Consider the following 13,212-nt stretch of genomic DNA (forward strand, 5'->3'; position numbering starts at 1 on the left):
CAATGACGGCGGAGACTAAGCCCCTGCCACCACCGGTGCGAACACCACTTCGATCAGCGTGCCTGAATTCGCTGCGCTCTTGATGTTGAACCGGGCGCGGTTGGCTTCGACCAGCGCCTTGGTCAACGACAGGCTCAGCGCCGAATTGTCCGCGGCATCGCCGGGCGGCGGGGTGCGGAACGGCTCCATTGCGGCCGCGACCTCGCGCTCGCTGAGGCCATGGCCGGTGTCGCGGATGCGAAGCGCGATCTCGCCGCGGTCGGACAGCGCGGTCGAGACGATGACCTGGCCGCCGGCGCTGGCGAGCCGGATCGAGTTCGAGATCAGGTTCACGGTGATCTGCCGCATCGCGCGCGCGTCGACCGTGACCTGCGGCAGCGCGTGCGCGAGCGAGGTGCGGATGATGATGCGCTCGCGATTGGCCTGCGGCTGCATCACCACGACGCAGGCTTCGACCAGATCGTTGAGGTTGAGATTGGCGAAGTTGAGGTCGAGCTGGCCGGTCTCGATCCGCGACAGCTCGAGCAGATCGTCGATGATGGCGATGACGCGCTCGCCGGAGGCGCGGATGTCCTTCATGTACTCGCCGTAGCGCTCGTTGCCGAGCGTGCCGAAGCGCTCCGAGATCATCACCTCGGCAAAGCCGATGATGGCGTTGAGCGGCGTGCGGATCTCGTGGCTGATCCGCGCCAGCATGTCGGCCTTGGCATTGGCGGCGCCGCTGGCGAGATGGCGCGCGTGCTTCAGCTCGCTCTCGCCCTTCTTGCTCTGCGACAGGTCGCGGAACACGGCGAAGAAGTTCGGGCCGTCGGGCCGCGTGCGGCCCATGATCATGGCGAGCGGAAGCACGCCGCCCTTCTTCTCGCGGCCCAGCACCTCGCGGCCGTGGTCGAGCAGGCTCGCGATGTCCTGGCTCTTGAGGTTTTCGAGATAGTCGACGACGATCTGCTGGCTCTCCGGCGCGAACAGCGTCATCAGATTCTGCTGCATCAGCGCTTCGCCGTCATAGCCGAACAGCGCCTCCGCGCTGCGGTTGCAGGCGTGGATGTTGCCTTCGGCGTCGAACATGACGATGCCCTCGGCGGTGGTGTCGAGGATTGCGGCGAGATCTTCCGCATCGGCGTCGCCGGCCTCGGGCTCGAGCTCGGGCGCGGAGGGGAAGGACTCTGCAACGACAGTCTCGGTGACCACGGGCGGCGCGGCAGCGGCAGGCGCAACGGCGACAGCTTGCGGCAGTGCGCAGATCAGCGCATGCGCGCTCTCGCCGTCCCAGTCGATCGTGTGCAGATGCGCTTCGGTGGTCGGCAGCGGCTCTTCGCCATTGGCAACGGTCGCGCTGATCGTCACCGGCGTGCCGGCTTGCGAGGTGCTGCTGGCCGAGGACACGCCCGGCTCGACATAGAGCGCATCGAGCCCGCCGGCATCCTCCAGTGCATTGATGCTGGCATAGCCCATGCGCGCGAGGAAGGCGGGGTTGGCGTAGAGCAGGCGATCGAGGCGATAGATCAACATGCCCGTCGGCACCAGGTCGAGCAGCGCGCGATCGCGCACGCTGTGGCCGTGCGCGGGCGGTGCGGGTTCGCTCAGCCATTCGACTGCGGCTTGCGGCGCCTCAGGCTCCGGCTGCAGTGGTTCGGGCGCATGCTCCGCGTCCGGCGGCTCTGCCGCGCCGGATGCGATCGTCTCGCGCTCGCGTTCGAGCCGCTCGGACAATTGCCGGGCCAGCTCGTTGAACGCGCTGTTCTCGACCGGCGTCAGCGTCGGCGATCTCTGATCACCGAGTGATCTGACATCGCCGGCGGGGCGGAACGGTACGACATTGGGAGGCGTTTCCACGGGCGTTTCCGGATCGGTTGGGTGTGAATTCTCGAAGGTTGCGGGTTCGGACAGTTCAGCGACAGGCTCGGGCACGGCCTCGGGCGGCTCGATCGGCGGAGGCGGCGCCTCTGCCACGGGCTCTCTCTCAGATTTGGCTTCCGGCTCCGGCTCGATCACGTCGGCGGACGGGCCGTGCTGTGCGGGCGCTTCGACAAACAGCTCAAAGCGCCTGAGCGCATCGAGCCGGTTGAGGCTGTCGAGATCGCGGCAGACGCCAAAGCCCCTGAAGCCCGCAAAATTGCGCGCGTGGTCGTAGACGGGCAGGCCCGCCAGCTCGACCGGTAGATGCTCGCCGCCATCGGCCGGCCAGTTCACGGTGACGCCGGCCCAGGTGTCGTGGCTTTCCAGCGCCTGCGCGACGCGCCCCCCGGGATCGAGCGAAAATTCGGCGGCGATCGCGCCCCAGGGCCGGCCGAAGCCTGAGGCCGTGTGCCTGCCGATCAGGCCAATGAATTCGTCGGAGAGAAGCACAAAGCGGCCCTCCGCATCCATCTGCCACAGGAAGCGCAGCGGATGCTGACGCGGTGCGGGCGGCTCCGCTGACGGCGGTTCGACCATGTGTGAGGTGATCGGCGCGGCCTGCGGCGACACGATGGCCGCGGCCAGGTTTTCAACCGGAGATTCGACGGTTTGCGCGGCCGGTGCGACCTCGGGCGTCGCCTCGCGCGCAGGCGGTGCGGGCATCTCGACCGGCTCGGCAAAGGCGTCGAACAGCGAGAATTCGGACAGCGCCTCGCTCGCCAGCGCAGGCTGCACATCGTCCGGCTCCGCGGCCGGCACAGCCTCAGGCTGAGCGGCCTGTTCGCGCGCGATGTCGTCAACGGCTTCCGGCGCAACATCGCTCGTGGCGGGCGCGGCCTGCTGCACGGCCGGTTCGATCAGCGCGACCAGGCCGACATCGGCACCGAGGCCAACCCGTTGCAGCACCATGTGGCCGATGCCGATCGGCATCTCGGCGCGCCCCTGGCGAAGCGCATCGCTGCGCGCCCGGTCGAGGCCAGCCTCAGTGAGGTCGCGAAAGCCGAGCAGGGAACGGGCGGCTTCGCTGGCGCCGGCGAACAGGCCGTCGGGCGCGAACGCCGCCATCGGTACCTTGGCGCCGTCGACGAGACGATGCAGCCGCTCGACCAGCGGCATGCTGCGCAAGGCCGGATCCATCGCGGTGACGAGCACGCCGGTACCGCCATCGGCAAAGTCCAGCCGCGCGCAGGCGCAGGTCATCAGCGTGCCGAGCCGGGCGCCGAAGCCGCGGAGACGTTCGAGCCGGATGGCGCCGCCTGCGGGCAGAAGGCGCGCGAGCCGTACGATCTGGCGGCGATGGCTGTCGGCGGGGCCGAAGGTCTTCTCCGCAAGGGCCGTCGCGTTGGCCGCGCCGAACAGCTTTGCGCCGACCGGATTGGCCCACAGCACGCGCGTGCCGTCGGGCGACCAGAGCCAGGCGGGCAGGGGCGAGGTCGCATGCACGGCCAGCCGCGGATCGCCGACACCTCGCAACTGGAAATCCGAATGGCTCATCCGACCGGCTGTGTCTCACGCATCAAGTTGGCGGCTGCCGGAATGGCAGCCTTAAGAAAGGGTTAGTATCGCCCGAGAGGCGCGGGCAGGTCCACGGCCACAGCCCGAAAGAGATGGCTCAAGCCGCGATAACCTTAATGGTGCCAAACCCGCAAGCCGCAGCCGGGGTCATCCAAGGGATTCGAACAAGGGATTCGAAGGGGGCGGCGGGCAGGCCAGGCGGCATCACCGGTGCCCATCCTCCCCTGGAGGGGGAGGATCGGTTCGCATGGAGCGAAGCGACATGCGAACCGAGGTGGGGTGCCAGCCCCTCCACGCGGGCAGTGCCGGTGCGGAGAGATCACTCCACCCCGCTCGCGCTGCGCGCGATCGACCCTCCCCCTCCAGGGGAGGGTAAGCGCCGCCGCCGCCAGGCACGCAAATACCCTCAACCACCGGTTCCCCCGCCGGGGAACATCACCCTGGCCGGGATTAAATTTTACCGCCCACCCCGGGATCGCATTGCGCTGCACAATGTTGACATGTTAGGCGCGGATAATGCTGGGCGCTGGGCGAGCCAACTCATTCGTTTCGCGTTTCCAGTCTTCGTACCCGCTGAATTGAAGGCCCAGACCGGGGGCCGGCGGGCGCGCCAGAAGGCTCACTCCATTTTTCATTATCGTGAGGGACCAACCATGACAGGTGCGACTGACCCGTTTTCTGCCTCGATCATCCCGTTCGAGGTTCCCGAGCAGATGCGTGCGTTCGCCGAAAAGGGCGTGTCGCAGGCCCGCGAGAGCTACGCCAAGTTCAAGGACGCGGCCGAGAGCCACAATGGCGCGGTCGAAGCCGTGTTCACCACCGCCAGCAAGGGCGCGAGCGAATACACCGCCAAGCTGATGGAGTTCATGAAGGCCAACACCACGGCGCATCTGGACTTCGCCCAGGAGCTGCTCGGCGTGAAGTCGCCGTCGGAGGCGCTGGAGCTGTGGACCGGCCACACCCGCACCCAGCTCGAGACCTTCCAGACCCAGGCCAAGGAGCTGGTCGAGCTCGGCCAGCGCGTCGCCAACGAGACCGCCGAGCCGATCAAGGCCAACGCCTCGAAGTTCTACAAGCCCGCCGCCTGATCAAACCGGCGGATCGATCCAGTTGAGAAACCCGGGCCCCCAAAGGGTCCGGGTTTTTCTTCACCTCTCCCATAGGGAGAGGTCGGATCGCCCCGGCGATGCGCAGCATCGTCCGGACCGATCCGGGTGAGGGGCTCAGGTCCCACGAGGTAAACCGCGGACAGCCCGATCAAATCTCCGGATTTATCGCGCTGAAGAGGGGCAAATAACGGGTTTTGCGGCCTTGCCAAAAGCGGCCGTTGCACCTAGTTTCCGGCCCGTCCAGCCCCCTTTGGAAACGGCCCGTTCAGGGCGCCCGTAAGGCGCGGCTCGCAAGGATGCAGTTGTAGCTCAGTTGGTTAGAGCGCCTGTCTGTGGAACAGGAGGTCGGTGGTTCGAGCCCACCCAACTGTACCAAAGCTGGCTACATTCAGCAGACATCATCGGGTGACAGCCAGACGGCTTAGCCGAGGCTCAAGACCTATCTCGCCTAGCTCGTCCAGTCTTCTTTCTCGATCAAATCGGCAACGCCGCAATAGTCGATATTCTGGGCATTGCACACGTCAGGAATGCGCTCTTTCCCGGGATGCTCCTCAGTGACGACCCACATCTGCGGATTGGTGCTTGCGGCGAGAGCGATCACGAAAGGGTCGGCGCCTGACCGGCCCTTCACAGTATCGACCAACTTGGGATGTGCACCCATGATCTTCGCGACGATCGCCTGTGTCGGATCGTCGATCTCGACGAACATAGTCCCCTTGCGATCCTTGCACCACTCGAAGAGTTCATCGTCTTTCTTCTGAAGCTCGTTATAGACCTCGATCGACGACTTGAATCGGCCTTCGGCAATGAGCTTGTCGAAGCCATCCCAGACAAATCCAAAATTCTTCGGTCGATAAATCCGGTGCCAAGCGTGGATCAGCGCGCTGCTGTCGATGCTGTACACCAAGCCGGCCATTCGACTACCTGAGCCCCGCCGCCTTCGCCAGCTTCGGGATGTGCTTCACCTTCAGCCCGAGGTAACCAGACACTGCACTGAGCGTCATGCGATCTTGCCAGTAGTTGCTCAAAAGCATCCGGACCAACGGCTTGCCGAAATGGCTCACCGTCTCTTGCGGCATGTTCCGCTTGATGTCTGTAGTTTGCTCTCGCTGCCGCGCGCGCTGAGCTTGGTACTCAGCGATGTATTGGCCGCGTTTGCGAGCATAAAATGCTTGTGTGGTGCGATCGAACGTCAACAGCCTGCGAAGGAGGGCTTCGCGGCTCACATTGAAGCGCCGTGCCATTTCGCTGATTTGCCCATCGGTCCAGCCTTCAGAGCGCGCGCCCTGTTCTGCGACGCCCGAATAGGCGAGCACTGCATCCTTTGGCATCAACGCGGCAGCCGCGACCTGATTGCAAAAGACTTCGATGGCTTGATCTTCCGGCGGTCGCTTCTCGTCCGTTTCAAGATCGGACACGCCACTAACGTGCAACATAAGATGCGCGAATTCGTGGAGCAAGCTGAAGGTTCGCCGTGTCAGTGCATCCTTCCGATTGACGGAGATGACTGGTGACACATCGTTGAAGATCGCAAAGCCGGATGCTTCCTCGCTGCCGATAGCTGCTGACTGAAACACGAGCGTGCCGGTGTCTTCGATCCTCCCGCGCCAAGCATTGAAGCCGGTGCGCCCGTCAGCGTCCCGCCACTCCCTTTGCAGATCGTCAGTCACGCCGAGTGCTTTACGTATCCGCTGCCCGACCACTTCGGGGTCTTCCTTCAGGTCGGCCTTCAGGCTGAATTTCGGTAGCTCTTCGTCAAGGTCGTCTGCGAGATCGAGCGCGAGTTCACGCCGTTCGGCCGCTGCGCGAATTTCTAATTGCAAAGCCGGCGAGTAGTGACGCAGCCCGGTCCCGGGAAGCCGGCGGAGGTCGCGCATTACTTCAAACTTGGTCGGGGGACTAGGCAGATAAAAGACCGCCAGAGGTCGCTTAAACAGCGTTGCTAGCTTGCGCAATTGGGGGATCGACGGCGATGCGTCGCTGTCGGAGTTTTCCCAATCTGCGAGCACATCGGCATCAATGTCGAGTTTGTCGGCGGCTTCGGCAATCGAAAAGCCAGCCGTCTCCCGCGCCCAAGTAACGAGGGCCGGGGTGATCAGGGCTTTTACGCGAACTGCCATTGGTCTGCCTTTGTCAGAGCAGGTATCATATAATGGTAAACAGCCGACCGACCTAGACTAGGGTCTCAGGCCCGGACGCTTGGATATCTTATAGTCCAGCGGGAAAACGTACCACGAGTTTCTACGGAAGGTAGAAGAACTCGCCTATGGTGGTCTTGGTAGAGACTTGTAGTGAGTCGCGACCAACCTAAAGGTGCTCCAATGGGAAAGAACGAGAAGACCGGCTCTCGCGTCGGTCACATTGCGTGTCAGGGTCTTCGGGATCCCGGTTCGCTGAACAACAAGCAGATCAGGGCGCTGGCAGCGTCAGCTCTTGCTCAACGGCCTGACCATAAGCGGCCTCCATCGAAGCTGACGAAGAAGTAAGCCGCTCAATACGAGCGATCGAGACACTCGGGATCGTAAACAGTCCCGCCGCTTGATCCCATTCGTGGTCACCGCCGCTTGATCCTAAGTTCGGCGCGAGAACTTTCGTTTGTTCGTCATCTTGAACAAGAAAACCGACCGAGACGCACTTGTGCGCCCGACGCTTGTCCAGCTCTGATAGCCATCGCCAGCCTGGTGTCGGCTGACCGCTACAACCCATTCGATGAGAACCAAATCAGGAGTCATGGCGAATCTTCACTGGCCCACGTTAACGAGGCTTTAAAGGCGTAGTTCCGAAGGGATTCAAATTCGCCTTCGGAGGAGCGCGCACGCCGCTCTCGTCGCTCCTACCTCACCCGCATCACTACCACCGGTAACGTTACCGCCGCCGGCAGCGTCCCCAGCGCCACCGCGCCCGACACCGGGTTCACCAGCCGCTTGTACTGCGCCGCGAAGATGTAGGTGTTGGCGCCGGTCGACATCGCCGCGAACGGCTCAATCACGCCGGCCGCGACCGGCGGCAGGCCGAGCAGCTTCGCGAGAACGAAGGCGACGGCCGGCATTGCCACAAGCACGAGTCGCGCACATCACGAGGATGCTGAGCTTGTCGCTCTTCACCTCGAACCGAACGGGTTGATGCCGAGTGCGATCAGCGCGGGCGGCGAGCCCGCCTGCGCCAGCAGCTAGATGGTGCGAATGACGGTGCCAGTGCAGCAACTTTCGACACGGGGGGCCCTATTCGCAACGCTGCTCACAGTCAATTTTACGCCCCGTCACCGTAGCTCCCCCGTTCGCAATGCGATATCGGTAGCGAACCAAAGACGAAAAACCAGCCAGGCGGAAACATCGTGAGTTTCTTCGAGCGTCTCAAGACAGCAGCATCCGCCGAGTGGCGGGCCTATACCGAGCATCCCTTCACGAACGGATTGGCGGACGGCTCGCTCCCTGAAGCTGCGTTTCGTCACTACCTCGTTCAGGACTATTTGTTCCTGATCGAGTTTGCGCGCGCCTACGCGCTCGCGGTCTACAAATCGCCCAAGCTTGCCGACATGCGTGAGGCCGCGGCCGGCCTGTCGGCCATCCTCGATGTCGAGATGAACCTGCATGTGAATCTCTGTGCCGATTGGGGCCTATCCCCGGCCGATCTCGAGCAGGCCCCTCCGGCGGCCGAGATGCTGGCCTATACGCGCTACGTGCTCGACGCGGGAATGCGCGGCGATCTGCTGGCACTCAAGGTGGCGCTTGCCCCCTGCGTGATCGGGTACGCGGAGATCGCAACGCGGCTCGCCTCGCGCCCCGATGCGGACGCTGCGACGAACGCCTATCGCGTCTGGATCGCCGAGTACGCCGGCGTGCCGTACCAGGAGGTCGCTGCCAAAGCGCGGACGCATCTGGAGCATCTCGCCGATCTCTACGCGACGCCGGCCCGCGAGGCCGAGCTGCTTGCGATCTTCAAGGAAGCCACCCGGCTCGAGGCGGACTTCTGGGAGATGGCCTGGCGCGCGGGCTAGCGTGTTGCCGTGCACGAAACTCCCACGGAGCTGCGTCCCCCTCACGCAATCATTGCCTTGATCTGCGCCGTATCCGCAAACTCGATCAGCTCGGCGATCTTGCCGTCCTGAAACCTGAACAGGTCCAGGATCTCGGTGCTGACCGCTTTCCCCGTTGGGTGGTACCGAACGACGACGCGGGAATGGACGGCGACACGATCTCCGTCGACCAGCTCGGCCAGGATTTCGCGGCCTTCGAAGCCGAAGTCGGCGATCAATTGACCGAACGCGCCGCGCAGGGTCGCGTGGCCCTGCATGCTTCCTGTCAGCTCCAGCGCGCTCTTGTCGCCCATCAAGGTGAACGCGCCCTCGGGATGGAAAGCCGTCACCAGGCCCTCGACATCACCGTCGCCGCGCGCGGCGTAGGCGGTTCTGATCAATGCGAGCATCTCTTCGCGCTGTGTCATGTACCCCTCCCTGCATCATGTATCAGGGCAGACTAGCCACCTTTGCGTGCAAAGGCAAAATCATCCAGGCCATGGTCCGAGTGCTCGTCCCGCCATCGTCACCGCCATCGCCGGCAGCCCGAGCGCGCCGGCGGGACGCCGGAGTGTCCGCGCAATCGTTTTGCTGCCACCAATCGCGAGCGCCTCGTCCGAACGAATGACCTGATCGGTCAGAAATAGCTGAAGCCCGAACGCGATCTGCTGCTCGGCGAGAGCAGCCGTGTCAATTCTGCAACGCGACCGAAGATTGCTGCGACCTCCTGCGTTCGCACGACGCGCGTGGCGCGATTTTTCGGCTTCTTCTCCGCGCATTGGACGAGAGGGTTTTGAAGTCCGCGCGTCCGCCACCAGAGCCAAACACATGTCCATTTGGAGACTGACGATGAGAAATACATTTGCGGCTGCGGTCGCGCTGTTGCTGGCTGCTACGGCCGCGAGCTCCGCGGCCGATATCGGCGCGATGCGGTTCAAGGCTGCGCCTGCGGCCACCGTGTACAGCTGGACCGGCTTCTACATCGGCGGCAATGTCGGCGGCGGCATGGCTTCATCGCATTTCGACGATCCCTGCTTCTACTGCTCATCTGCGACACCCACGGGCGGCTTTTTCACCGGCGGCGCCCAGGTCGGTTACAACTACCAGTTCGGTCACGGCCTGGTCGGCATCGAAGCAGACGTCAACGGCAACAGCGGCTTCAAGGGCTCCCTGCTTGGCGGTGATGATAGCAGAGCCATGAATGTCGGTCTCAAGGCGGATCTCAGCGGCACGATCCGGGCCCGCGCAGGCCTCGTCGTCGACAACGTTCTGGCTTATGTGACGGGCGGCGCAGCCTGGGCCGATGTCAGGCAGACCGGGGTAGAGTTCAACAATCTCACCCAATTCGCGGCCTTTGGAAGCCCGACCGGAGTTACGGCCAATGGCAGCGGCGTTCTCTGGGGTGGCGTGGTCGGCATAGGCGTCGAGTACGCGCTCGATTCGAACTGGATTGTCGGCGGCGAATTCCTGCATACGATGTATCAGGATCGCGATGCGACCATCCGCCTTGCTGACGGCAGAGGGGCCTGCCAGGGCAGACCCGATTCCGGTTGCGTCATCCGCGGCCAGCTCACCACCGACGTTGCGCGCGTCAGGTTCAGCTACAAATTTCAGTAGTTTCGAGATCGCTTTTGCCGTCAGGAAGCCTCGGCCCGGGCCGGGGCTTCTTCAGCTTGTTCACCTCTCCCGCAAGCGGGAGAGGTCGGCGCGTCCCGGGCGATGTGAAGCATCGTCCCGCGCGCCGGGTGAGGGCTTTCTCCTCTTGGCGATTGTCCCATTGCGGAAACACCCCCGACCCTCTCCCGCAAGCGGGAGAGGGAGCCCACCTCCGCCGTTGCAGCAATCAAATCTCATCTCATGACGCTTTCGTTCAATCCGGCCACGATCACCACCACCACCGGCAACGTCACCGCCGCCAGCAGCGTCCCCAGCGCCACCGCGCCCGACACCGGGTTCACCAGCCGCTGGTACTGCGCCGCGAAAATGTAGGCGTTGGCGCCGGTCGGCATCGCCGCAAACAGCACGATGACGCCGGCAGCGATCGGCGGCAGGCCCATCAGCTTGGCGAGCAGATACGCAGCGGCCGGCATCGCGGCGAGCTTGAGCGCGCACATCACGAGGATGCCGAGCTTCTCGCCCTTCACCTCGAAGCGGAACAGGTTGATGCCGAGCGCGATCAGCGCGGCCGGCGATCCCGCTTGCGCGAGCAGCTCGATCGTGCGGTCGACGACGGGGGTGAGGCCGAGGCCGGTGAAACGCCAGACCACGCCAAAACCGATCGCGAGCATCAGCGGATTGCGCGCGAGATCTGCGAGCACGGGGCGGATCACCGACAGGGGCGAGCCGCTCCGCTTGCGGCTGACCAGCTCCATTTGCAGGATGCCGCAGAGCCAGAGCAGCGGCGTGTTCACCGACAGGATCAGCGCCATCGGCCCCGCGGCCTCGTTGCCCAGCGCCGAGAGGGTGAGGGGAATGCCGAGCATCACGATGTTGCCGTAGACCGAGCCGATCGCGAACACGACGCCGTCTTCGTGATCCTCGCGCCGTTCCCGCAGCAGGGCGGAGAGCGCCAGCGCCGCGATCCAAATGAGGGCCAGCGCGCCGTAATAGGCGCCCCACATCCTGTAGGGGCTGACGTCGGGGAATTCCGACACCACGATGGTGCGAAACAGCAGGGCCGGAATCGCGATGCTGAAGGCGAATTCGGAGATGCCCTTGTGCGCGCTCTCGGTGACGAAGCGAAACAGCACCGCGGCGTAGCCGGCCGCGATCAGCGCAAACACCGGCGCGACGATCAACATTGTGGCCATGCGACCCTCACCTCACGGGGAGACAGCCGACCACCCCTCGCAATTCCGAATGATGCCATTATGCCCCTGTTTTGCCCGACGAGTCAAAGCGGTTTCGTAAAATCCGTAGGAGCCCCCTGGAATTCCCGAGTGTTTGCCTGGACATGGCTACTGTGCATGGGGTTGTTTTCGCGGTTTTGGTTTTGAGCGGGCGGCGACCGGCCCCGATCCATCCCGCCCACAACCGTCAGCCCCCGCGGAGGCGGGGGATCCAGTACGCTGCGGCTTCTCGGGGGACGTTCGGCGCTGGTGGAATACTGGGCGGATTCAACCGCTCGTCGCAACACCCTGTGTATCGTTCACTTGTAGCAATTGGTCGAGAGTTTCGGCCGGTGTTTTCCAGCCGAGGGTTTTCCTGGGCCTGGTGTTGAGTGCGAGAGCCACGGCCTCGAGATCACCAGAGTTGTGCAGGCTAAGATCGGTCCCTTTTGGAAAGTACTGGCGCAGCAACCCATTTGTGTTCTCGTTGGTGCCGCGCTGCCATGGGCTATGAGGGTCACAGAAGTAGACCTGCAGGCCTGCATCGATCCTCAGGCGTGCATGCTGAGCCAGTTCAGCTCCTTGATCCCAGGTCAGCGATCGACGCAGCTGTTCGGGCATGCTGACGATTGCGCGGGTGATGGCGTCGCGCACTGCCTCAGCGCCATGTCCGGCGAGTGCAGGTCCGTTCTTCACGCGAGCTTCCTGTTCATGGCCTGTGATACGCGGCAGATGCAGCAGAATGGTAAAGCGGGTCGTGCGCTCCACCAAGGTGCCGATCGCGGAACTTCCAAGACCCATAATGAGATCACCTTCCCAGTGGCCCGGCACAGCTCGATCGGCGGCTTCCGCCGGACGTTGACTGATCATGATCTCGGAAGGAATGAAGCTTCTGCCTTTGCGGACGCGCGCCCTCGGCATCCGCAACACCCGCCCGGTGCGCAAGCAGGCCGTCAGTTCGCGGCGCAAAGCTCCTCGACCCTGCACATAAAGTGCCTGATAGATCGCCTCGTGACTGATGCGCATCGTCTCATCCTCGGGAAAGTCCAGCCGAAGTCGCCGAGAAATCTGTTCCGGGCTCCATGCCCTGGCCCAGCGCCGGTTTTGCCGATGCACAGCCCGGCGTCCCTTCCACACGACCTTCGGGCCAGCCAGGAGCTCCCCGTCCGGCTTGGCGATCATACCGGCAAGCCTGTCCTGCACGTAATCCCGCAGGGGCGGATTGATCGCCAACTTCGCCGGCTTGGGCCGTCGGGCGGACCGATCAGCGTGCCATTGTGCCGTGGTTGCTCGGTACTGTGGGGCGCCGTGGCGGCGCGCCACATTACGACGGAGTTCACGAGAGATCGTGCAGGGAGCTCGATCAAGCTGACGAGCGATGGCTCGCACCCCATGACCCTGCACACGCAAGATGGCGATCTCCTCGCGCTCGGCGAACGAGAGATAGCGCTCCGATGGAAGCCTTGACGACGGTGACAAATGTGTTGGCGGCATGCCGCCCGCCCTCCGGAACCAGCGCACTCCAACCGAAGGCGATACCCCGGCCTCAACCGCAGCATCTTCGCTCGATCGCCCCGAGGCAATCGCAGCCCAGAACCGTCTACAATCCTCTCGTCGGGCCTCTTGAGGACGACTTGCTCGCGCACGGCTCTCCATCGCAACCTCCTTGTTCAGGGTGTTGCGACGAGCGGTTGAATCCGCCCTGGGGCGCCCGGTCAAGCGGGGCGACGACAGCGGAGAACGTGGCAGGCCGCCCTCCCTGTTGCCGAGACCGCACAGCGCGCCGTATTCGCCTTGGCCCTCGTTGCCAATGAACCTGGGTTCACCCACTATTCGCTTTCAATCG

11 protein-coding genes and 1 tRNA gene are annotated in these 13,212 nt (G+C 63.9%); 4 read left to right on the plus strand and 8 right to left on the minus strand.

Annotated features, from left to right (window positions below):
• Positions 1–15: 15 nt before the first annotated feature.
• Positions 16–3,393 carry a PAS domain-containing sensor histidine kinase gene (locus I3J27_RS06000; RefSeq protein WP_270166365.1) on the minus strand — a complete coding sequence of 1,126 codons (3,378 nt, stop codon included), beginning with the start codon at positions 3,391–3,393 and terminating at the stop codon, positions 16–18.
• 674 nt (positions 3,394–4,067) lie between these two features.
• On the opposite strand from I3J27_RS06000, the gene I3J27_RS06005 reads away from it, so the two are divergent.
• Together I3J27_RS06005 and I3J27_RS06010 are read left to right on the plus strand one after the other, a co-directional pair.
• A complete protein-coding gene (locus I3J27_RS06005; RefSeq protein ID WP_270166366.1) occupies positions 4,068–4,502 on the plus strand; it encodes a phasin in 435 nt (144 codons plus the stop codon).
• Positions 4,503–4,821: 319 nt separating this feature from the next.
• Positions 4,822–4,898 (plus strand) — tRNA-His (locus I3J27_RS06010).
• A 73-nt stretch (positions 4,899–4,971) separates the two neighbouring features.
• Here I3J27_RS06010 and I3J27_RS06015 read toward each other — a convergent pair.
• The 3 genes from I3J27_RS06015 to I3J27_RS06025 all read right to left on the minus strand — a co-directional run bounded on the left by I3J27_RS06015 (position 4,972) and on the right by I3J27_RS06025 (position 7,578).
• Positions 4,972–5,439: a DUF4411 family protein gene (locus tag I3J27_RS06015; protein ID WP_270166368.1), complete on the minus strand. Its 468-nt coding sequence runs from the start codon at positions 5,437–5,439 to the stop codon at positions 4,972–4,974.
• A gap of 4 nt (positions 5,440–5,443) precedes the next feature.
• Entirely contained in the window at positions 5,444–6,643 is a 1,200-nt protein-coding gene (locus I3J27_RS06020; RefSeq protein WP_270166370.1) for an XRE family transcriptional regulator, read from the minus strand.
• Positions 6,644–7,356: 713 nt separating this feature from the next.
• Positions 7,357–7,578, minus strand: coding sequence for an AEC family transporter (locus I3J27_RS06025; protein WP_270166372.1), 222 nt, complete (start codon positions 7,576–7,578; stop codon positions 7,357–7,359).
• Positions 7,579–7,857: 279 nt separating this feature from the next.
• Here I3J27_RS06025 and tenA point away from each other — a divergent pair, with 279 nt between their 5' ends.
• A complete protein-coding gene (gene tenA / locus I3J27_RS06030) occupies positions 7,858–8,520 on the plus strand; it encodes a thiaminase II (protein WP_270166374.1) in 663 nt (220 codons plus the stop codon).
• 41 nt (positions 8,521–8,561) lie between these two features.
• On the opposite strand, the gene I3J27_RS06035 is transcribed toward tenA, so the two are convergent.
• Positions 8,562–8,966 carry a nuclear transport factor 2 family protein gene (locus tag I3J27_RS06035; RefSeq protein ID WP_270166376.1) on the minus strand — a complete coding sequence of 135 codons (405 nt, stop codon included), beginning with the start codon at positions 8,964–8,966 and terminating at the stop codon, positions 8,562–8,564.
• A gap of 60 nt (positions 8,967–9,026) precedes the next feature.
• Positions 9,027–9,362 (minus strand): hypothetical protein, encoded by a 336-nt coding sequence (locus tag I3J27_RS06040; protein ID WP_270166378.1) that lies wholly within the window; start codon positions 9,360–9,362, stop codon positions 9,027–9,029.
• Positions 9,363–9,387: 25 nt separating this feature from the next.
• Between I3J27_RS06040 and I3J27_RS06045 the strand changes: the two genes are divergently transcribed.
• Complete coding sequence (locus tag I3J27_RS06045; protein WP_270166380.1) at positions 9,388–10,155, plus strand: outer membrane protein; 768 nt, start codon at positions 9,388–9,390, stop codon at positions 10,153–10,155.
• A 233-nt stretch (positions 10,156–10,388) separates the two neighbouring features.
• Here I3J27_RS06045 and I3J27_RS06050 read toward each other — a convergent pair whose 3' ends face one another.
• Positions 10,389–11,348, minus strand: coding sequence for an AEC family transporter (locus I3J27_RS06050; protein WP_270166382.1), 960 nt, complete (start codon positions 11,346–11,348; stop codon positions 10,389–10,391).
• Positions 11,349–11,654: 306 nt separating this feature from the next.
• Positions 11,655–13,085, minus strand: a complete 1,431-nt coding sequence (locus I3J27_RS06055) for an IS30 family transposase (protein ID WP_370691966.1) — start codon at positions 13,083–13,085, stop codon at positions 11,655–11,657.
• Positions 13,086–13,212 lie beyond the last annotated feature (127 nt).

The sequence above is a fragment of the Bradyrhizobium xenonodulans genome (assembly GCF_027594865.1).
In the GTDB taxonomy this organism is placed as follows: Bacteria; Pseudomonadota; Alphaproteobacteria; order Rhizobiales; family Xanthobacteraceae; genus Bradyrhizobium; species Bradyrhizobium xenonodulans.